This is a genomic window from Photobacterium halotolerans DSM 18316, assembly GCF_000425165.1.
In the GTDB taxonomy this organism is placed as follows: Bacteria; Pseudomonadota; Gammaproteobacteria; order Enterobacterales; family Vibrionaceae; genus Photobacterium; species Photobacterium halotolerans.
Genome location: NZ_KE384320.1, coordinates 51,932 through 73,776 on the forward strand (window position 1 = coordinate 51,932; position 21,845 = coordinate 73,776).

General features: G+C 49.0%; 21 protein-coding genes and 1 riboswitch. Of the genes, 7 read left to right on the top strand and 14 right to left on the bottom strand.

The features are described 5' to 3' along the window. The first annotated feature begins 49 nt into the window (after positions 1–49). From mnmA to H511_RS0113510, 4 genes are all read left to right on the top strand, one after another. On the top strand, positions 50–1,159 hold the full coding sequence (mnmA, locus tag H511_RS0113495; protein ID WP_027252775.1) for a tRNA 2-thiouridine(34) synthase MnmA: 1,110 nt from the start codon (positions 50–52) through the stop codon (positions 1,157–1,159). Positions 1,160–1,170: 11 nt separating this feature from the next. Then, a complete protein-coding gene (gene hflD, locus H511_RS0113500; protein ID WP_027252776.1) occupies positions 1,171–1,788 on the top strand; it encodes a high frequency lysogenization protein HflD in 618 nt (205 codons plus the stop codon). A 73-nt stretch (positions 1,789–1,861) separates the two neighbouring features. Then, entirely contained in the window at positions 1,862–3,229 is a 1,368-nt protein-coding gene (gene purB / locus H511_RS0113505; RefSeq protein WP_027252777.1) for an adenylosuccinate lyase, read from the top strand. 115 nt (positions 3,230–3,344) lie between these two features. Beyond that, positions 3,345–4,478, top strand: coding sequence for a ribosomal protein uL16 3-hydroxylase (locus H511_RS0113510; protein WP_027252778.1), 1,134 nt, complete (start codon positions 3,345–3,347; stop codon positions 4,476–4,478). A 73-nt stretch (positions 4,479–4,551) separates the two neighbouring features. Here H511_RS0113510 and H511_RS0113515 read toward each other — a convergent pair whose 3' ends face one another. The 12 genes from H511_RS0113515 to moaA form a co-directional block, all read right to left on the bottom strand. After that, positions 4,552–6,666 (bottom strand): methyl-accepting chemotaxis protein, encoded by a 2,115-nt coding sequence (locus H511_RS0113515; protein WP_027252779.1) that lies wholly within the window; start codon positions 6,664–6,666, stop codon positions 4,552–4,554. A 168-nt stretch (positions 6,667–6,834) separates the two neighbouring features. Then, entirely contained in the window at positions 6,835–7,824 is a 990-nt protein-coding gene (gene oppF, locus H511_RS0113520) for a murein tripeptide/oligopeptide ABC transporter ATP binding protein OppF (RefSeq protein ID WP_027252780.1), read from the bottom strand. Beyond that, positions 7,824–8,789: an ABC transporter ATP-binding protein gene (gene oppD, locus H511_RS0113525; RefSeq protein ID WP_027252781.1), complete on the bottom strand. Its 966-nt coding sequence runs from the start codon at positions 8,787–8,789 to the stop codon at positions 7,824–7,826. Before oppD ends, oppF begins: the two co-directional genes overlap by 1 nt. Positions 8,790–8,869: 80 nt before the next feature. Then, positions 8,870–9,781: an oligopeptide ABC transporter permease OppC gene (oppC, locus tag H511_RS0113530; protein ID WP_027252782.1), complete on the bottom strand. Its 912-nt coding sequence runs from the start codon at positions 9,779–9,781 to the stop codon at positions 8,870–8,872. Between the two features lie 15 nt (positions 9,782–9,796). Next, positions 9,797–10,717, bottom strand: coding sequence for an oligopeptide ABC transporter permease OppB (gene oppB / locus H511_RS0113535; RefSeq protein WP_027252783.1), 921 nt, complete (start codon positions 10,715–10,717; stop codon positions 9,797–9,799). Between the two features lie 100 nt (positions 10,718–10,817). Then, positions 10,818–12,449 (bottom strand): ABC transporter substrate-binding protein, encoded by a 1,632-nt coding sequence (locus H511_RS0113540; protein WP_027252784.1) that lies wholly within the window; start codon positions 12,447–12,449, stop codon positions 10,818–10,820. A gap of 452 nt (positions 12,450–12,901) precedes the next feature. After that, entirely contained in the window at positions 12,902–13,075 is a 174-nt protein-coding gene (locus H511_RS24665) for a hypothetical protein (RefSeq protein WP_155804884.1), read from the bottom strand. Positions 13,076–13,714: 639 nt separating this feature from the next. Next, positions 13,715–14,734 carry a porin gene (locus H511_RS0113550; RefSeq protein ID WP_027252785.1) on the bottom strand — a complete coding sequence of 340 codons (1,020 nt, stop codon included), beginning with the start codon at positions 14,732–14,734 and terminating at the stop codon, positions 13,715–13,717. 652 nt (positions 14,735–15,386) lie between these two features. Next, positions 15,387–15,842: a molybdopterin synthase catalytic subunit MoaE gene (gene moaE / locus H511_RS0113555; protein WP_027252786.1), complete on the bottom strand. Its 456-nt coding sequence runs from the start codon at positions 15,840–15,842 to the stop codon at positions 15,387–15,389. 3 nt (positions 15,843–15,845) lie between these two features. Next, on the bottom strand, positions 15,846–16,091 hold the full coding sequence (moaD, locus tag H511_RS0113560) for a molybdopterin synthase sulfur carrier subunit (protein WP_027252787.1): 246 nt from the start codon (positions 16,089–16,091) through the stop codon (positions 15,846–15,848). Beyond that, complete coding sequence (moaC, locus tag H511_RS0113565; protein WP_027252788.1) at positions 16,088–16,588, bottom strand: cyclic pyranopterin monophosphate synthase MoaC; 501 nt, start codon at positions 16,586–16,588, stop codon at positions 16,088–16,090. The genes moaD and moaC overlap by 4 nt, the downstream gene beginning before the upstream one ends. A 36-nt stretch (positions 16,589–16,624) precedes the next feature. Continuing rightward, positions 16,625–17,614, bottom strand: coding sequence for a GTP 3',8-cyclase MoaA (gene moaA / locus H511_RS0113570; protein WP_027252789.1), 990 nt, complete (start codon positions 17,612–17,614; stop codon positions 16,625–16,627). Next, positions 17,603–17,769: riboswitch (molybdenum cofactor riboswitch) on the bottom strand. (Overlaps the previous gene by 12 nt.) A gap of 203 nt (positions 17,770–17,972) precedes the next feature. Here moaA and H511_RS0113575 point away from each other — a divergent pair. From H511_RS0113575 to yvcK, 3 genes are all read left to right on the top strand, one after another. Continuing rightward, the gene (locus H511_RS0113575) at positions 17,973–18,200 is read left to right on the top strand and encodes a hypothetical protein (protein WP_027252790.1); all 228 of its coding nucleotides are present in this window, start codon (positions 17,973–17,975) and stop codon (positions 18,198–18,200) included. A gap of 206 nt (positions 18,201–18,406) precedes the next feature. Further along, positions 18,407–18,982 carry an LON peptidase substrate-binding domain-containing protein gene (locus tag H511_RS0113580; RefSeq protein WP_027252791.1) on the top strand — a complete coding sequence of 192 codons (576 nt, stop codon included), beginning with the start codon at positions 18,407–18,409 and terminating at the stop codon, positions 18,980–18,982. A gap of 141 nt (positions 18,983–19,123) precedes the next feature. After that, positions 19,124–20,023, top strand: coding sequence for a uridine diphosphate-N-acetylglucosamine-binding protein YvcK (gene yvcK / locus H511_RS0113585; protein WP_027252792.1), 900 nt, complete (start codon positions 19,124–19,126; stop codon positions 20,021–20,023). Here yvcK and H511_RS0113590 read toward each other — a convergent pair. Further along, positions 19,985–20,344 carry an Hpt domain-containing protein gene (locus H511_RS0113590; RefSeq protein ID WP_027252793.1) on the bottom strand — a complete coding sequence of 120 codons (360 nt, stop codon included), beginning with the start codon at positions 20,342–20,344 and terminating at the stop codon, positions 19,985–19,987. The two genes, yvcK and H511_RS0113590, sit on opposite strands and share 39 nt — an antisense overlap. After that, positions 20,345–21,796, bottom strand: a complete 1,452-nt coding sequence (gene luxO / locus H511_RS0113595) for a quorum-sensing sigma-54 dependent transcriptional regulator LuxO (RefSeq protein WP_027252794.1) — start codon at positions 21,794–21,796, stop codon at positions 20,345–20,347. It lies immediately after the preceding gene. Positions 21,797–21,845: the final 49 nt, after the last annotated feature.

Below are 21,845 nucleotides of genomic sequence, written 5' to 3' on the forward strand. Positions count from 1 at the left end.
TTTCTGTTAGAATTACGCCCTTATCACTTATTCAAGATTGAAGAGAAAAATGTCAGATAACAGCCAGAAAAAAGTTATTGTCGGCATGTCCGGCGGCGTCGATTCCTCGGTTTCTGCTTACCTGCTACTTCAACAGGGCTATCAGGTAGAAGGCCTGTTCATGAAGAACTGGGAAGAAGATGACAATGACGAGTACTGCTCAGCGGCAGAAGATCTCGCGGACGCACAGGCTGTGTGCGACAAACTGGGCATTCATCTTCATACGATCAACTTTGCTGCTGAGTACTGGGACAATGTGTTCGAATACTTTCTGGCAGAATATAAAGCGGGCCGTACCCCAAACCCTGACATTCTGTGTAACAAAGAAATCAAATTTAAGGCATTTCTGGAATTTGCCGATGAAGTGCTGGATGCTGATTACATTGCCATGGGCCACTATACCCGTCGCACTTTCCCTACCCAGCCAGGTCAAAAAGCACAGATGTTACGCGGACTGGATAACAACAAAGACCAGAGCTATTTCCTTTACACCCTGAGCCATGATCAGATAGCACGTAGTCTGTTCCCTGTCGGCGAACTGGAAAAGCCGGAAGTACGCCGCATCGCTGAAGAACAAGGGTTGATCACCGCCAAGAAAAAAGACTCTACCGGTATCTGTTTTATCGGCGAGCGCAAGTTCACCGAATTTCTGGGTAAATACCTGCCGGCACAACCAGGCGATATTGTCACGGCAGAAGACGGTAAGGTTATCGGCCAGCATCAGGGACTGATGTACCACACCCTTGGCCAGCGAAAAGGTCTGCTGATTGGTGGTTTGAAAGATAGCTCAGATGAACCCTGGTATGTCGTTGATAAAGATATTGAGAAGAATCTGCTGATTGTCGGACAAGGAAAAGATCATCCGCGCCTGCAATCTAACGGTCTGATCGCCGCTCAGTTACACTGGGTGGATCGCGAACCGGTGCGTGAGCCTGTGCAGTGCACGGTGAAGACCCGCTATCGCCAGCAGGATACGCCTTGTACCCTTATTCCTGTTGATGACAACAGCATCAAAGTCATTTTTGATGAGCCGCAAATCGCAGTGACGCCAGGCCAGTCAGCGGTCTTTTACCAGGGTGATGTGTGTCTTGGCGGCGGTATCATTGAAGAGCGGATTTAAAGGGACAGTCCATGGCTTATACAATTTATGACAGAACCATTGCGTTTGCGGGCATTTGTCAGGCAGTGAAATTAGTACAGACTGTTGCGCGTACAGGGACTTGTGATAACGATGCTTTCGTCACCTGTTTACGCAGCCTGACCTCGACTAACCCAAACAACGTGATTGAAATTTTTGGTGAAGAAGCTGACCTCCGGTTAGGCCTCAGCACCATGATCAATGAAATCGACAATACGCCCGCAGGCAGTGAAATTACCCGCTATCTGGTCAGCGTGATGGCGCTGGAGCGTAAACTGGCCAGCCGTCGCGACAGTATGGCGCAACTGGGCGACCGGATTGATATGGTGAAACGCCAGCTGGATCATTTCGACCTGCTTGATGACCAGATGATCAGCAATCTGGCCAGTGTATATCTGGATATCATCAGCCCGCTCGGGCCGCGCATTCAGGTCACAGGAACACCGGCTCAGCTGCAGCAACAACAGGTTCAGCACAAGGTGCGTGCCCTGCTGCTGGCTGCTGTTCGCAGTGCCGTATTGTGGCGTCAGGTCGGCGGTAAGCGCCGTCATCTGATTTTTGGCCGCAAACAGATGCTTGAACAGGCAAAAATCATTCAGGCCCGAAGCTAAACACTATTCTCAGAGAACGCCTGCTGGGCGTTCTGTAACTCAGCTATAACCCTTTAATCAGGAGAGAGACATCATGGAACTGTCAGCATTGACTGCTGTTTCCCCGGTAGACGGCCGCTACGGTAGCAAAACCAGCGCTCTGCGCAGTATCTTCAGTGAATTTGGTCTGCTGAAATACCGTACCATCGTTGAAATTCGCTGGCTGCAAAAACTGGCAGCGACTGACGCTATCGCGGAAGTTCCGGCCTTCAGCGCTGAAGCCAATGCCTTCCTGGATCGTATTGCCGCTGAATTCAGCGAAGAAGATGCACTGCGTATCAAAACCATTGAACGCACGACCAACCACGATGTGAAAGCCGTAGAGTACTTCCTGAAGGAAAAAGTGGCTGATAATCCTGAGCTGCACGCGGTTAACGAATTCATTCACTTTGCCTGTACCTCTGAAGACATCAACAACCTGTCGCACGCTTTGATGCTGAAAGAAGCGCGTGAGCAAGTCATGCTGCCTGAAGTCCGTAACGTGATTGACGCCATTAAAGCACTGGCAGCGGAATACCGTGAAGTACCTCTGTTGTCCCGTACACACGGCCAGCCTGCTTCACCTAGTACCATGGGTAAAGAAATGGCTAACGTGGCGTACCGTATGGAACGCCAGTACCGTCAGATTGAACAGGTAGAGCTGCTGGGTAAAATCAACGGCGCTGTCGGTAACTACAATGCCCACCTTTCTGCTTATCCTGACATCGACTGGCACCAGTACAGCGAAGAGTTCGTCACCTCTCTGGGCCTGGACTGGAACCCGTACACCACGCAGATTGAGCCGCACGATTACATCGCAGAACTGTTTGACGCCTTTGCGCGTTTCAACACTATTCTGATCGACTTTGACCGTGATGTCTGGGGCTATATCGCACTGGGCCACTTCAAGCAGAAGACCATTGCCGGTGAAATCGGTTCTTCCACCATGCCGCACAAAGTCAACCCGATTGACTTTGAAAACTCAGAAGGCAACCTGGGTCTGGCGAATGCTATCTTTGGTCACCTGGCACAAAAACTGCCGATTTCCCGCTGGCAGCGTGACCTGACCGACTCCACGGTATTGCGTAACCTGGGTGTTGGCTGCGGTTATGCCATCATTGCTTACACTTCTACCCTGAAAGGGATCAGCAAGCTGGAAGTTAATCAGGCTGCACTGGAAGCCGAGCTGGACAAAAACTGGGAAGTGCTGGCCGAACCGGTACAAACAGTGATGCGTCGTTACGGTATCGAAAAGCCGTATGAGAAGCTGAAAGAGCTGACCCGCGGCAAACGTGTCGACGGCGAAGGTATGCGTCAGTTTATCGATGGTCTGGATTTGCCGGAACACGAGAAAACACGCCTGAAAGCCATGACACCGGCTAACTATATTGGTGATGCAATTAAACTGACTGATCAACTCTGATCGGCTTGTTGTCTGTATCTCAAGGCCAGCATAAGATGCTGGCCTTTTTAGTTTCTGCCGGTCTGCGCCTCAAACACTGATATAATCCCCGTTAAATTTCTAACCGATGAAGACTATGTATCAATTTACCTTCTCGTTCAGTGAGTTCTTATCGACTTACTGGCAAAAGCAACCCACAGTGATTAAAGGCGGTTTTGCCGATTTCGTTGACCCTATCTCACCAGATGAACTGGCCGGACTGGCGATGGAAGAAGAAGTCGATTCCCGTTATATCGCACGTCAGGGTGAAGACTGGCAGGTCGAACAAGGGCCGCTGAGCTTTGACAACCTGCCGGATGATCACTGGTCTTTCATGGTGCAGGCAGCCAACCACTGGCACAGCGGCGCGGCCAGGCTGGTCAAACCGTTTCAGGTCATGCCCGGCTGGCTGTTTGATGATCTGATGATCAGCTACTCTACCCCGGGAGGCGGCGTCGGCCCCCATTTCGACCAGTATGATGTCTTCATTATTCAGGGTTCCGGGCAACGCCGCTGGCGTGTCGGCCCGCGCAAAGACAACTACCAAGAGTGCTTCCGTCATCCGAACCTGCGCCAGATCACCGGGTTTGACCCTATCATAGATGAAGTGCTGGAACCGGGCGATATTCTGTATATTCCCGCCGGATTCCCCCATGACGGTTATGCACTGGAAACCGCAATGAGCTACTCAATGGGGTTCCGTTCACCAAAGCAACAGGAGCTGCTGAGCAGCTTTGCTGATTTCATCATCGAAAATGAGCTGGGCGATGAGCATTATCACAACCCGGATCTTCCGGCTCGTGACAAGGTCGGCGAACTGCCAGCCAGCGAATGCCAGGATCTGATCGCCATGATGCGCAGCCTGATGGAAAAACCGGAAACCATGCACCAGTGGCTGGGAGAATACCTAAGCCTGAGTCGCCATAACATGGATGTGATCGCAGCCGACCCGGCCTGGTCGGGTGATGAAATCGTAGGCGCGCTGATGCAGGGTGAAATCCTGTTTAAGATTGGCGGCCTGCGTGCGTTTTACCATCAGGGGCACCCGCAGATTGTTTATATTGACGGCGAGCGCTACCAGTTACCCGCCGGTTGCGAACAGGCCGCCGACTGGCTTTGCAATCAGGACAGTTTCTCTATCGCAGAGGTGGGTGAGCTCATCAATAACTCAGCATTAATTTTATTGCTGACCCAGTGGGTGAACATGGGTTACTGGCATCAGGCCGACTAAATCAGTTTCCCCTTAAGTTAAAAAAGCCCGCGCTGCGGGCTTTTTGGGGTTACGCTGACTGCGGCGGGCGCTGTCACACTTTGAACTGACCCGCTAACTCTTGCTGTTTGTGGGACAAAGAGGTTAAGCGCTGGCCTATGGTGGCCGAGTGTTCAGCCTGCCCTAAAATCGTCTCACTCAGCTCGCGGATATTCGATACGTTACGGTTCACTTCTCCGGCGACCGCACGTTGCTCACCCGCGGCATGCATTATTTGCTCATTCATAGACTGAATCGCGCGAACCGCTTCGGTAATACGCTCCAGGCTCGCGACAGCCTCACTGACCTGATGTGCGGTATCACCTGCCAGCTGGTTGCCTTCTTCAATCGCATTCACCACATCACGGGTACCCTGCTGCAGCACCTCAATCACGTTGCGGATCTGGCCGACAGAGTCCTGAGTCCGGCTGGCAAGCTGACGCACCTCGTCCGCCACCACTGCAAATCCCCGGCCTTGCTCGCCGGCCCGCGCCGCTTCAATGGCCGCATTCAGGGCCAGCAGATTTGTCTGTTCTGAAATGCCGGCAATCACCTGCAGGATCTGATTGATATCTTCGCTGTTGCGTTCCAGGTCACGGGCGACAGGGACAGCCGTTTCCATGCGGGAAACCAGATGGTTCATAGATTCTGCTGAGGCATGAATCACCCCCTGGCCTTCTACGGCGGCAGAGTCCGCATCGCGGGCAGCACCAACCGCTGTTTCGGTATGACTGACAACCTGCTCGGCCGTCTGTGCCATTTCTTCCGATGCTGTCGCGACCATATCCACTTCTTTAAACTGTGCCTGGCTGCCGTCACGGGTGTGGCTTGCCACCTGCGCGGCTTCATTGGCCGTCGTGCCGACTTCATCCACCGCAATGATCACCTGTGAGATGGTGTGCTGCAATTTATCCAGGAAGCGGTTAAACCAGGTTGCCAGCTCACCCAGCTCATCTTGCTGGCCAACATGCAGCCGCTGGGTTAAATCCCCTTCCCCGGAGGCAATATCTTTCAACCGTTCGGCAATCTGACGAATAGGGGCAACCAGACGGGCGGCAGCAAACCACAGCATCAGCAGGCCAGCCGCTGCAATCACCAGGCTGGCCATCAACTGAATGGCAGAAGATTCATCCCGCTGTTTCTGAATCGCATGATCCAAGGCCGTTGCTTCCGCCAGCACTTTTTCCGCCGGTAACTGAATCACCACTCCCCAGGTTGTCTGGCCCAGCTCAACCGGATTGTAAGCCGTCAGCCAGCTTTGATCCTGACTCCAGCCCACCACTTGCGAGCCCTGTCTGAGCCAGTCAGTCAGTGTTCCGGGCAGACCATCACCCGGCATGACGGTGCTGCCGACTCTGTCACTGGCCTGATCCCAGGCAACAACGGTGCCATTCTGGCTGACCAGAGAAACCTTGCCGCTGGCGTTAAACAGATTATCGTCAACGGTATTGATCACACTCTGTAAGGGGTCCAGTTTGACATCAATGCCCATCACACCAACGGCTTCTCCCTTTACAATCAGCGGAATAGTAATGGAGCTCAGCAACACTTTCTGGCCATTGTCAGTAGAGAATACCGGATCCTGGACACAGGATTCCCTGCCATTGAGACTGCAGGTATACCAGGCATTAGTGGCCTTATCGCCAATTTTCGCTTCACTGATAATACGCTGTTCGGCTTCGCCGCTTTCGCCACGGAACCAGTAAGGAGAAAACCGCCCGGTCGCATTGGCTCCGACATAGGCGGCATCGGCGTAATTGCCATCTTCACCATCCAGAGCGTCCGGCTCAAACACCACAAACGCGCCATGAATGTTGGCAAATTCATTAACAGAGCGGCGCAGTAACTCGGTAATCGAGCCGCGCAGTTCTGCACTGTTGGTATAATTTTCTTCCGCGTTATATTTCAGAAACAGCACACTCTGAGCCAGCATCTCTGCCCGGTGTGACGCTTCATCAAAAAATTGCTGGACAGAAATCGCCTGTCTTTCTGCCTGTGCTTTAACCAGCTCTTGCGACTGATTTCGCAGCGAACTGAATGACTGCTGACTGACCAGCTGCTGGCTTTGTCCCGAGAAGTAAAACGAGAGGCTGGTGAGTACCGCAGCGGTTGCCAGCAAGGCAAAACCCGCCATCAGGGTAATTTTCCACTGAACCGAAAGTGACCGCATATAACCGTCCTTGTAAGTCAAATCAGTCAAAATGTAACTTTTGGTGACAACAACATCAATTAGATGTTAACAAAACACTCAAAAGTTTGATTTTTATTCAATCTTTCTGGGGTGTAACAAAAAAAGCGCGGGTTTTACACCGCGCTTAAAGCCTGTCACAGGCTTAAATCAGTGCACATTCAGGCAAGCCACTGCATGTACGTCTCCGCCTTCTAATTGAGGCTTTTTCTGCGCACAGCTGTCGGTTGCCTGCGGACAGCGCGTTCTAAACACGCAGCCCGAGGGTGGATTCATGGGTGAAGGTAAATCACCTTCCAGTAACTGAATGGTCTTATTGCGTTCCTTCTCCGGGTCCGGAATAGGAACAGCCGACATCAGTGCCTTGGTATAAGGGTGCTTAGGCCCGTCAAACAGCGCATCACCCTCACCGATTTCAACGGCATTACCCAGATACATCACCATCACGCGATCAGAGATATGCTTCACCACCGACAGGTCGTGGGCAATAAAGATCAGGCTCAGGCCCATCTCTTTCTGCAGCGATTTCAACAGGTTGACCACCTGCGCCTGGATAGACACGTCAAGTGCCGACACCGGCTCATCACAGATAATCAGCTTAGGTTTCAGGATCAGCGCGCGCGCAATACCGATACGCTGACACTGACCGCCGGAGAATTCATGCGGGTAGCGGTTGATCACGTTAGGTAACAGGCCCACCTTATTCATCATAGCTTTCACCCGGGCTTTGACTTCATCTGTCGTCAGCTCCGGATAAAAAGTTTTCAGCGGCTCGGCAATGATATCTCCCACCGTCATACGCGGATTCAGAGAGGCCAGCGGATCCTGGAAAATCATCTGAATCTCTTTGCGTTTTTCACGCATCGCATTGTGTTCCAGCTTGGTCAGATCCTGCCCCAGCCAGACAACATGGCCTTCCGTGGCTTGCACCAGACCAATCACAGCACGGGCAAAGGTCGACTTACCACAGCCCGACTCTCCCACAACACCCAGTGTCTCGCCTTCGTACAAGCGAATCCCTACCCCGTCGACGGCTTTCAGCTTGAGCGGTTTGGTCCAGGGCCAGGCTGACTTGGGTGCAATGTTGAAGTGAACCTTGAGATCTTTAATATCGAGTAAAACTTTCTTTTCTGCTTGCATTACCACGTCCCCACATCAGAAAAACACGCACGTAAACGTCCCTCAGCAAAAGGCTCCAGTGAAGGGGCTTCCTGTGAACAGCGGCTGCTGACACGGTGGCAACGCTCCTGATACGGGCAGCCGACAGGCAGGCGCAATAAGTTGGGCGGATTACCCGGAATCGTCGGCAATTCTTCGCCTTCGGTATCCAGGCGGGGAATCGCTCTCAGCAGACCTTCGGTGTAAGGGTGAGCAGGTTTATAGAAAATCTCATCGATTTTGCCATATTCCATGGTACGGCCAGCATACATGACCAGCACTTTGTCACAGCTACCGGCTACTACGCCCAGATCATGGGTGATCATGATAATGGCGGTGTTGAAATCACTTTTCAGCTCGTTGAGCAAATCCATGATTTGGGCCTGTACAGTAACGTCCAGGGCTGTGGTTGGTTCATCGGCAATCAGCAGTTTCGGACGGCACAGCAGCGCCATGGCGATCATCACACGCTGGCGCATGCCGCCGGAAAACTCGTGCGGATACATGGTAATACGCTTGCGTGCTTCCGGAATTTTCACCGCATCAAGCATGCGCACACTTTCTTCGAACGCTTCAGCACGTCCCAACCCTTTATGCAGCATCAGCACTTCCATCAGCTGATCGCTGACTTTCATGTAAGGGTTCAGCGATGTCATCGGGTCCTGGAAAATCATCGCAATCTGCTCGGCGCGGATCTTATTGAGTTCACGCTCCGGCAAATTCAGGATTTCACGGCCTTCAAATTTCGCGCTGCCACTGATCTTACCGTTCTTGGCAAGAAGCCCCATAATCGAGAACACGGTCTGGCTTTTGCCTGAACCCGACTCACCCACTATCCCCAGGGTCTCACCCTGGCTAAGAGAAAAATTCAAATCATTCACTGCGGTGACAATACCATCTTGCGTGGTGAACTCTACGCGCAGATCTTTGACATCTAATAAGCTCATATTTCACTTCCTTATCTTGCCGCCGTGCAGTCAGTGTTCCAGCAAGGTAACCTGAACAGCGGCAATGAATATTCCTTGGTTTATCTGTCTTTCGGATCCAGCGCGTCGCGCAGGCCATCGCCAACATAGTTAAAGCAGAATAAAGTCAGGACCATAAATATCGCAGGGAACAACAGCTGCCAGATGGCAATCTCCATTGTTTGTGCCCCTTCTTGCAGCAAGGCACCCCAGCTGGTCATTGGCTCCTGTACACCCAGACCAAGGAAACTCAGGAAAGATTCGGTCAAAATCATCTGCGGTACCAGCAGTGTTGAATACACAGCAACAATACCCAGTACGTTAGGCACGATATGACGGGTAATAATATTCCAGCGGCTGACACCAGACACATGGGCAGCTTCGATAAACTCCTTGCTGCGCAGTGACAACGTCTGACCACGTACGATACGGGCCATATCCAGCCAGGAAATCGCGCCAATCGCCACGAAGATCAGCATGATATTACGACCAAAGAAGGTCACCAGAACGATCACGAAGAACATAAACGGAATCGAGTACAGAATTTCCAGAATACGCATCATGACACGGTCGGTGCGGCCGCCAAGAAAGCCGGACGTTGCGCCGTACAAGGTGCCGATAACAACAGCAACCAGGGCACCGAGAATACCGACCATCAATGAGATACGGCCGCCGATCAGAGTACGCGTATACAAATCACGCCCCAGACTGTCCGTGCCGAACAGGTGACCTTCCGGACCAAGACTTGGCGCGGCATGCAATGCATACCAATCGGTATCATCAAAGGCGTACTGACTGAACATAGGCCCGAAAATAACAGCCAGGCAGATCAAAGACAGAATGGCCAGACTGATCATGGCGGCTTTGTTACGTGTAAACCGGGTACGGGCATCCTGCCACAGACTGCGGCCTTCAATTTCCAGCTGCTCTGAAAACTTCTCTACCGCGTTTACGTTTTCTTTTTTAGTTAACATCATCGGTCAGCTTCCTTAGTAGCGGATTTTCGGATCGATATACGCCAGAACAATATCAACAATTGCGTTGAACAAAATGGTCAGCGTACCGATCAGAATAGTAATACCAAGCACCAGTGAATAATCACGGTTGAAAGCGGCATTCACGAACAGCTTCCCAATTCCTGGCAGACCGAAGATGGTTTCAATCACCACAGAGCCGGTGATAATACCGACGAAAGCCGGGCCCATGTATGAAACAACAGGCAACAAGGCGGGCTTCAGTGCGTGCTTGACTATGATATACGGGTAACTCAGGCCTTTAGCACGGGCAGTACGGATAAAGTTACTGTTCAGTGTTTCGATCATGCTGCCACGGGTAATACGGGCAAATGTCGCCACATACAGCAGCGCCATACCTAACATAGGCAGCAGCATGAATTTCACTGATCCATCCTGCCAGCCGCCGGCAGGCAACCATTGCATGTTAATGGAAAAGATATAAATAAGGACAGGTGCCAGAATAAAGGATGGCATCACCACCCCGGCCATGGCTGTAGACATTATCAGGTAATCAAGCCAGGTATTTTGCTTGAGTGCGGCAAGGGTACCGACAGTCACCCCCATCACCAGCGCAAATACAAAGGCAAAGAAACCAATTTTTGCAGAAACCGGCAAGGCATCCTGAACCAGCTCATTCACGCTGAAATCTTTATATTTAAAAGACGGGCCAAAGTCGCCCTGCAGAATGTTACCCAGGTAGGTGGTGTACTGTTCGAAAACAGGCTTATCCAGACCATACTTGGCTTCGATATTTGCCATCACTTCCGGCGGAAGTGGGCGCTCACTTGAGAACGGATTACCCGGCGCGAAGCGCATCAGGAAAAATGAGATTGTGATCAGAACCAACAGCGTTGGGATCGCCTCAAAAATCCGTTTTGCAACAAATTTAATCATAATTGTTACCGACTAATAGCTGTGACAGAATTGCCGCATCTCCTCACCCTACTGAGGAGGAGATGCGGGCTAGTCTTATATTTTTGATTCTTGCTGTTTATTATTCAGCAATGATGTACATGTCTTTGGTGAACATCTTGTCTTCCGCATTGTTACGTGGGTAACCACCCACTTTCGGGTTCACAAGACGTGCTTTCACGTACTGATAGATAGGCGCGATTGGCATATCTTTCGCCAGCAGTTTTTCAGCCTCGACGTACAGTGCTTCACGCTCAGCATCAGACGTTGAGTCAAGAGCTTTTGCCATGATGTCGTCGTACGCTTTGCTGTGATAGCGAGGATCGTTTGAAGAGTTGTTGCTTTGCATCAGAGACAGGAAGCTCGATGCTTCATTATAGTCACCACACCAACCGGCACGTGTGACAGAGAAATTACCCTGACGACGGTTGTCCAGATAGGTCTTCCACTCCTGGTTTTCCAGCTCAGCGGTCACACCCAGGCTCTTTTTCCACATTGATGCAATCGCAACGGCAATTTTCTTGTGGTTTTCTGAAGTGTTATAGAGCAGTGTAAAGTTCAGTGGGTTGCTGCTGTCAAAGCCTGCTTCTTTCAGCAATTCTTTGGCTTTCGCCACACGCTCTTTTTGCGTCATACCTGCATATTCTGGCGCAACCGGATCAAAGCCAGCTGTGATTTCCGGTGTCAGGAAGTAAGCCGGTTTCTGGCCCTGGCCCAGCAGTGCTTTAGTGATGATGTCACGGTCAATTGCAAAAGACAGGGCTTTACGCACACGTACATCATCAAATGGTGCCTTCGCGTTATTAAAGCCGTAGTAGTAAGAACACAGGTTACCTGAGATAGCCACATCTTCAGGATGTTCTTTTTCCAGACGACGGAAATGCTCATTGGGCAATTCGTTAGTGATATCAATTTCACCCGCCAGGAAACGGTTCATTTCTGCAACCTGGTTTTCGATTGGCAGGTAAGTCACTTTGTCGATGACAGTGTGCTCGTTATCCCAGTAGTAAGGGTTACGCTTCATTTCGATGCGTTCGTTCACCACCCAGTTGTCCATAACGTAAGCGCCATTACCTACGAAGTTTTCTGGCTTGGTCCAGTCATCACCAAATTTTTCAACCACTTTCTGGTTGACGGGTTTCACTGTGGTGTGGCCCATCATCTTAACGAAGTAAGGAACGGCCTGCTCAAGCTCAATACGCAGTGTGTTGTCATCTTCAGCAAAAACACCCAGCGTGTCTTTATCTTTCTTTCCGGCAATGATGTCGGCGGCATTCTTCATGGTAGTCATTTCCAGATACCATGAATAAGGGGAAGCAGTAGCAGGATCTACCGCACGCTTGAAGCTGTATACGAAGTCACCGGCTGTAACAGGATCACCGTTTGACCATTTAGCATCTTTACGCAGGTGGAAAATAAACGTGCGGTTATCTTTGGTTTCCCAGCTTTCAGCAACACCTGGAACTGTATTTCCGTCACCATCCTGGTTAACCAGACCTTCCAGCAAATCGCGAATTACATGGGACTCCGGCACACCTTCCGTTTTGTGCGGGTCGATAGAAGCAACCTCAGTACCATTACCACGTACCAGTTCTTGCTTCTCAGCCAGTTTCACACCAGCCGGTACATTTGCGGCCATTGCAGAAAATGAAGCCGCTGCAACAGAAACACCCGCGCCAAGCAGAAGTGCCTGAGTAATTTTGTTCTTAAACATGCATTATCTCCAATACATTATTTCATTGCGTCCATGACTTTCTTCGACCAGGCTAATGATAACCGTTATCATGCATTGTTATTCCAATTAACAATGATGAAACAGCCGAAGAATTGGTTGAAAACTTTAACAGTAACTAACAATATTTGCCATAAAATCATCACAAAACAGCGAACACACCTCATAAAAATGACGAATAAAGACAAAAATTTCGATTGAAAATACACAGACAGATAATTTATCCACTTTATTCATCGTTAATAGTCAATACAGCTAAACATACTGATAACATGAATAAACGTGCAATTTAATGGCATAATAAATCAAAAATTCACCATTTTATCTTGCTTTATTTCCAGCCTTAACAAATATGCAACCTGTAACTTTTAGAATCTTGATCAAGCGCAATAAAAAAAGCGCCATTACTGGCGCTTTGTAAGACAAAATAATCGTTATTTTCGATCTGATTCAGTTCTTAATTGTGAGTGGCTATCATCAAACGTCTCACTTTTGCCTTCTCGCTGCATGTCATGATCGTCATGCATCTGATCAGAAAATGGGGTTCTAATGCCCGCATCTTCCAGAATCTGTTTAACTCGTCTGTTCGATACGCGTCTGTGCTTCATACCCCCTCCTTTGCTAAAACAGAAAATCAATGTGTTATTTACTGCATTAAAATTCCAGGCTGGTAAAAACAATTATGCCTTTACGATCGGCGCAATCACCACCGCGGCCGTTTCACGCAGATATTAACTATGGCACAAAATTTCATGCTCTGCCGAAGGCGGGTTTTAAGAACAAAAGCGCATAAAAAAAACGCTGTTAGATTTTGTTTTCACATCCCCATTTCAACGCAATTTTCAAGTATCTCAGCCAGATTTTTAGCGCTAATATCACCGATATTGGCAGGGCTATTCTACTGGCCGCAGTGAAGGCAAATGCCAATCAACCTGTTCCTGAATATTTCCGTTAGTGATCGAGAGTGCAACTATGAGACCAGCCGGCGGCGCATCACGCCCCAGCCCTTCACGAGTCCGTCATGGCTACATGCCACCAGCGCGTAAAGTGAAAGAAGAAGAAGGTATTAAGTAAGCATTTAAGAGTTATTGTCTGCTCTTTATGTAATGAAATAGCCCCAGGTTTGGGGCTATTTTTTATTTGTACTTTTTTGTTATAACCTGCTTATAGACATAAACCCGGCACCATGGCACCGGGTTCAAAGGCAGTAGTATTTGCAAGTTACGAACTGCTGTTAGGCGTAGGGATTACCAGTAAACGCGGTAACCGACGATGAATGAAGTTTCACCATCATGCTCACCTGGATCAACGACTAGATCCGAACCCTCATTTGTATAACCGACAGTTGTACCATCAGAATAACCAACCTCTACAAATGCACGTGACCAGCTGTTTAGATGATAAACAGTACCTAAGTAAGCAACAGTGTAATCTTCAGAACGGCCAGTATTTACATCGTAATTTGTCAGTTCATAGCCACCATAAATGCTTGCCTGCGAGTTCAAGCTATACATACCCGCCAGCATGATGTTGTCAGAATCCAGAGACAGAGAGCCATCTTTTTGCTCAGCTGAACCATTGATGTAAGTCAGGCCGATCGTTGCTGCGCCAAACGAATACTCTGCCGTACCTTCGAAAAATGTATTCTCTACATCGGCAACGGTTGCAAAATCTTTATCACGGCTAGTACCACCACCCACGTGCAGGCTCAGACCACCAAAGGAAGTACCCGCATACAGTTCAGCCAGCTCATTATTGGTATCGTCTTCACTTAGGCCAAAGGTACCATTTACCCAAAAAGACTCACCTTCATATACATACTTAATGGAAGAATCATGACGACCACCTGAAACAAACTCAGAAACACCGCCAATACCAGAGCCGCCAAAGTAATAGGAATAGTCAGCGCCCCAAACATCCTCAGTCGAGATCCACTGACGACCAAAAGTGAATGTACCGGCCTGAGTGGCAAAACCTGCATAGTGCAAACGGTTTGCCATATCATATGAGCCTTCACTGTAGCCAATACCGAACTCTACGGTACCTACTACATCCAGATCATTGTTAACGGCGTATTTGGCATTTACACCGGCACGAGAAGCACCCGCGTTAATGCTAACGTCTGTTCCGTCCATCTTTTCAATCTGAGTACGCAGCTGGCCATAAAAATCAACGAACTTTCCTTCTTCGTTGATCAGTTCATAAGCATTCGCTGTGCTGGCAATCAATAAGGTAGGGATTGCTACTGCTAAAAGTGTCTTTTTCATTTTACATTCCTGTAACGATTTTATGTTATTTAGCCCCATCCAAGGACGACAAAAACTTAACAGGCACTGAACAGCGGCGCAACATAACATTTCAACATCAACGCAACAAGTTAGTATAAAAAACCACCGATTTATCGAATGTGATCACGATCCACTATGAATAAATAACCATAAAAATAAAATAAAAAACCAAGTAAGAAGGATTGCATTGAATGCCAGCTACCATTTCATTCACAAAGCTGAACCTAAGCTTAATGATTTTTGGTTATAATGTTTATGAAATTAGAATTAAAAAGATATAAATATTTTTTTGAACTTTCTGGATTAGTGGTCTTTTTAGCACAATAAAAAAGTGTCATTTTTCACCCTTTACGTTGTTAATACTGTGTTTACAAACATGGATGGAGCAAAAATTCGCCACCACAATGAGAGACTGGTTTTATACATCGGGTATGCATTTTTTAAGCAAAGGTATGCATTTGATATGAACGTAAAATAACGCCAACAAATAAGATGTCAGGTAGAGATCACAGATCACTGCGGGTTCTTAGGATGGTTTCACTGGTGCGGATAGATTAATAGGTGTTTTACTCTACTCTCAGGGAGACAATAGAAGACACACCTATTAATCAGGTTTTAACATTTATTTTTTTTATTTGTGCCAGCGCTGCCTGGCTTGCTGGTCTGTTTCTCTGGCATCGACCCAGCTGGTTTCACCTTCCCTGACTTCTTTCTTCCAGAAAGGTGCCTCGGTTTTCAGGTAATCCATAATGAATTCGCAGGCTTGAAAAGCCGCTCCCCGGTGCGCGCTGGATACCCCGACAAACACAATCTGGTCGCCTGCTGTTAACTGACCGACCCGATGGATGACAGTTGCAGCCAAAACCGGCCAGCGCGACTTCGCTTGCTCAACAATAAATAGCAACGACTTTTCCGTCATGCCAGGATAATGTTCGAGCGTCAGAGTCGATACGGATTCGCCCAGGTTCATATCCCTGACTTTTCCGACGAAAGTCACCACTGCGCCAGCCTGGTTTCCTTCGGCTAAGGCTTGATATTCCAGCGCTAAACTGAAGTCCTCAGCCTGCACGCAAATCTTATCTGTCATCTTTCACCCCCCGGTAACCGGTGGAAAAAAGGCCACTTCATCGCCGTCGTTCAGCTGAGTATCCAACGCGCAGATTGTCTGATTGACGGCCACTAACAATTTGTCGTTATCCAGCGCTAACGCCCATTTCTCACCGCGCGATGACAAAAATGCACGTAAGTCTTCAGCTGTTGGATACTCAAAGGGGATTTGCAATTTATCTTCACCGATCAATTCGCGCACTTGGGCAAAAAACAGCACAGTAATCATAGTCCCTCTCCCTGGGTATCCGTTGATACCTGAAAATCGCCGGATTTTCCGCCGCGTTTTTCCAGTAACCTGACAGGGCCGATAACCATGTCTTTCTGTACCGCTTTACACATATCATAGATGGTCAATGCCGCCACCGATGCCGCCGTCAGGGCTTCCATCTCAACGCCGGTTTTCCCTGCCAGCTTACAGGCAGACACAATACGTACCCGGCTGTGTTCAGGCTGGGCCTCTAACTGAACTTCGACTTTCGATAACAGCAGTGGATGGCAAAGGGGGATCAGATCCCAGGTTTTCTTTGCCGCCTGAATACCTGCAATTCTGGCGGTAGCAAACACATCACCTTTGTGATGCTGGCCGGAGACAATCAATTGCAGTGTTTTATCCGACATGGTGACGAAAGCTTCAGCTTTCGCTTCACGAACGGTTTCCGTTTTTTCCGATACGTCCACCATATTCGCTTCGCCGGACGCATTAATATGAGTCAGTTCTGTCATTAGTTTCTCTTTTATATTGAATCTGGGAAAACCGCGTCAGCCGCCGATAGAAGCCAGGTGTGGCGTCATACCCGTAATGCCATCCTGCAGGTAATGACTGACTGATTTTTCTGTCAGTCCCCCCCGGATTCTGACGATCAGAGCATCGTGCTGATTATCGCTGGCCAGTAAATCACGCAGCTCAACACCATGATCACCAAAAAGACAAAGATGCAGCTTACCCCGCGCCGATACTCTCAAACGGTTGCAGGTGGTACAAAAACCTTTTTCATAAGGCATGATCAGGCCAATCTCGCCCAGATAATCAGGATGATAGAAAACCTGCGCCGGACCATCGTTCAACCCGCGGGGTTTCAGTAACCAGCCATTGGCTATCAGCGTATTACGAATACTGACACCGGACACATGGCGCTGTTTGAACAGCTCATCCATCTCACCTGTCTGCATCAGTTCAATAAAGCGAAGCTGGATCCGGCGATCTTTTATCCATGCCAGAAACTGCGGTAACTGCTCGGCATTCATGCCTTTGAGCAGCACAGTATTGACTTTGATCTGCTCGTAGCCGACTTCAAAGGCTGCATCGACACCACGCATTACCTGGTGAAACAGATTTTCACCCGTAATGAGATGGAACTGGCGGGGATCCAGGCTATCGACACTGACATTAATATTTGTCAGTCCGGCCTGACGCCATTGATGAACTTGCTTCTCCATACGGTATCCATTGGTGGTGGTTGCCACTTTTTCGATACCAGGCTGTGAAGCAACAGTATGGATGATGTCGGTAAAATCCCGCCGCAAGCTCGGCTCACCGCCGGTAATCCTTACTTTGGTCGTGCCGCAGTCAGCAAAGGCCGACGTGACACGGCGGATCTCGTCCAAAGTCAGGAAAGAGGGCTTTTTACCATGCTCAGGATGGTAACCATCAGGCAGACAGTAGGTACACCTGAAGTTACAGACATCAGTGATTGACAGGCGCAAATAATAGAATTTGCGCTGGAAGTTATCTTCAAATTGTTTCGCCACGGAACACCTTTCCAAATACGGGAGGCCAGCTCATTTCTGAACTCACCCTGAGTGAAACCAGCACCGGCTGGTCACTGGCGACACCCTCTTATCATGGACGATTCCGTTATGTCTTCATGACTTAGAAGAGAGTCGCTCGGAGTTTTGATGGCAGTTATGCGTCAGAATATTTTACAAAGAATTTTCACACTCTTCACAGAAAACACACAACAGCGTTGTAATTTCACATTACCAGAGTTTACCTCTGATTGACAAATAATTGAGAATTACCTTTTTAAGTCTACCCCTAGCCCACAGAAGCGACAATACTACTAAGGAGTAGTCTCTTTAAACTGAACGAATGGAGCAGGGAGGGGTTATGTCGGACATTGTCGAATCTGCAACCGTTGAAGACATTGCTTTGTATCTGCAACGGGAAGAAGGGATTGATGCCCATCTTGCCCGCAGTCAGGCCAAGCAGGTCATAGACAGCTTTACCGATATGAGAAGCAAAGGGTTAATCAAGGGCTGGTATTTTGACGAGCAAAACCATTTAGAACTGTTACCCAGTGATGCTGCGATGAAAATCATCGCCAATCATAAGTAGGACTGCCGCAAACTGTTATGCTGCCAGTTCATGCAATTTGCAGAGGGATATTTGCAATTTGCAAAGCGATTTGCATTTCAAAACAATGGCAAATTTATGACAGCGCTATACTGCATTTGAAAATCCGGCATCCAATTTGCAGTGGGTATGTTAAGCAACGTCGATGAGACCAAAGACCAACTAAAATGAAAAAATTGGAGCCGACAATGAGTGACATGATCCCACTGATATTTCAACAGCGTCACATCCTGCCAGGCGGTCGGATCCCAGTACGTATCCCGCCAGGCAGCCAGATGGAGACATTCAAAGTTGCCCTGGCATCTGACAATGGCTTCGGTATCTGTATGTTCGATGAGGACGAACATGGTCAGCATTTTTGTTACATAGGTACGCGAGTCACTGTCGAAGATTTTGACATTTCAAGTCAGGACGGTGCCTTGATAGCAACTTTATACGGGCACAGCAACTTCCGGATAAAATCGCTGAATCAAGCTGACAATGGCGTATTTTATGCTGACCCTGAAGACATTCCCCAGTGGCCTGATATGACACTGCGCGACGATCAGCAACCATTGGCTGAAAAACTTCAGGTGATGTTTAACAATCATCCAGAACTGGACAAACTGCATCAGACAAAATACCTGAATAATCTCAGCTGGTTATGCCAGCGCTGGCTGGAATTACTGCCACTGCCGGCATTTCAGAAGCAGGCCTTGCTGACAGCGCCTAACTGCCTGAATACGTACGATTATCTTCAGAGTATCATGCAGCAAAACCACTGATCATTAATCGCCGGCCAGCACTGAAATATGTGCTGGCTGCACATTTTATTCCACGGCAGCGGAATGCCGCTTTCCCACTCGCCCGCCCTTGGGTACACTTTCCATTCAGCACACTATTCCATAACGAGCATTCCTTCACCTATGAACAGCCATGTATCTCCAACCTCTGCCAGAATTGTCGCTATCGGCGGTGGTCACGGCCTGGGGCGAATTCTGTCTTCCCTTTCCTGCTTTGGTTCTAATGTCACAGGCATAGTGGCGACCACTGACAATGGCGGATCGACCGGGCGTATCAGAGCATCCATGGGCGGCATTGCCTGGGGGGATACCAGAAACTGTATCAATCAGCTAATCACCGAACCGTCTATTGGCTCGATGTTATTTGAATACAGGTTCAGAGGTAATGGTGATCTGAACGGGCATAATCTTGGCAATCTCATTCTGACCGCATTAGACAACTTATGTATTCGTCCGCTTGAAGCCATTAACCTGATCCGGGAAATCCTCCATGTTGAGACTCAGATCCTCCCGATGTCAGAACACCCGACAGATCTGGCAGCCTGGTTACCCGACGGTAATATCATTAGCGGTGAAACCAGTATTGATGAGCTGCAACAGATTCCGAAGCGCCTGTTCATCGAACCTTCCGTACCCGCGACAAAAGAAGCGTTAATGGCGATAAAAGAAGCAGATCTTGTCCTGCTGGGACCGGGCAGTTTTCTGACCAGTATCATGCCGCCACTGCTGTTAAGTGACCTCGCCCATGAACTGAAAATCTGTCGTGCGCCCGTCTATTTCATAGCCAATCTTGATAAGGAAAAAGGCCCGGCAGGCGGCATGTCGCTTGAGACCATGTTGTACTGGTGTGAAAGGGCGATGGGGGGAAGAAAAATTGACGGTGTGTTATCGGACAAGCACAGGCCAGAGCTGAACGAAACCTATGATCAGGTGGTTGGGGAGTTTGCCTCCCGCAACCATGAATGGCGCCATGACCGGCAGAAACTAAAAAATGCGGTTGAAGGCCTCCTGATCCGACGCTAAATGCCGGTACTGTTGCGCCATGTCGCCCACCAACTGTTGCAGCTCTGGTAAGTGATCATTGACCCAGGACTCCTGTCCCTGTTTGACTCTGGATTCACACTCCTGAGCCATTTGGGCTAATTCATCAGCCCCAAAACTGGCGGCGCTGCTTTTTATCGCATGGCTAATCTCCCGGATTTGCATCACGCTGGGCTGCTCAGTTAATTGCTGTAAATATTGCTCTAACTCACCGCTGAAAACTTCAAGCAAGAGTGCAACAGTCTCATGGCCAACTTCAACAGCCAGGCGTTTTAATGTTGCTTCATTAATAATGGCAGTCATTTATTCTTTCTCCCTTTGACTACTCTCGGCCTCTTGCCAAGCCTGTAATTTTCTATAGATAGTAGACGGGCTGACTTCCAGTAAACCTGCAGCTCTGGGGATATTCCCGTCACAGGCTGCTATCGCTGACTGTATTGTCCGCTTTTCTACCTTCCACAATGGTTCGATCTGGCCGGGGCTCACAACGGACAACCTATCCAAAGACTGGATGACCGTTCCTGATTCCGGTAAAGACGATGTGGACACAGGAGTCACTGATGCAATTTCAACGCCAGAAACGTGCTTGAGGGAGGGGGGGAGCATCTGAACGAGTACTTCTTCGCCATCATTGAGCACAACAATGTTGCGGATAACGTTTTGCAACTCACGCACATTCCCGGGCCAGGTGTGCTGGCGGAAGCGTTCAATCACCTCTGGTGAAAAGCGACTGAAGCGCTTCCCTTCTTCCACCGAGATATGCCCCAGTAAAGCATGAGCAATTTCAATGACATCGTCACTGCGATCACGAAGCGGTGGCAGACTGATAGGAATAACATGCAGGCGGTAATACAGATCTTCGCGAAACCGCCCTTGTTTAACCTCTTCCCAGGGATTGCGGTTGGTGGCACAAACAAAGCGGACATCAACCGAGCTGGTGACGGAAGAGCCCACCTTCTGAAACGTACCGGTCTGAATAAACCGTAGCAATTTGCTTTGCAATTCCAAATCCATTTCGCAAAGCTCGTCCAAGAATAAAGTGCCTTTGTTTGCCAGCTCAACAGCGCCTTGTCTTTCCGTCAGCGCACCGGTGAACGCGCCTTTGACATGGCCGAACAATTCACTTTCAATCAGCTCTTTGGGAATAGCCGCACAGTTCAGAGCAACAAAAGAACCATTCGCTCGTGGGCTCGCGGCGTGAACGGCTTCGGCACACACTTCTTTGCCTGTCCCACTCTCACCGGTAATAAATACCGTCGCTTTACTGGATGCAGCGGATTCTATGACACGATACACCGCCTGCATGGGCAGACTGGTTCCGATAAAGCCTTGATATTGCGCCCCCTGAGTAACGGAAATGGCTTTATTGTCATTCTTGTCATTTTTCAGGGCATTGTTCACCGTGATACGCAGCCGATCCGCTTCACAGGGTTTGATCAGGAAATCTTTAGCGCCATAACGCATGGCTTCCACGGCCACATCAATAGAGCCATGAGCCGTCATGATCACCACAGGTAACTTAGGGTGCTTTTTACGTACCTGCTCAAGCACGGTCATGCCTGTCATATCAGGCAATCGTAAATCTAACAGTACCAGCTCAGGCACAGAGTCCTTCATGGCTGCCAGGGCTTCTGTTCCGGTACCGACAATTTTGACGTCTAACCCTAACGGATTAAGGTAGGATTTATACAAGGCCGCAACTGATGCAGTATCTTCTACCATCAGTACTTGTCGTACTTTCAGCTTGTTATCCATTTATCCTCCGACGCAGTTTCCCTGATCTAATTGTAATCAATAGAAAAAA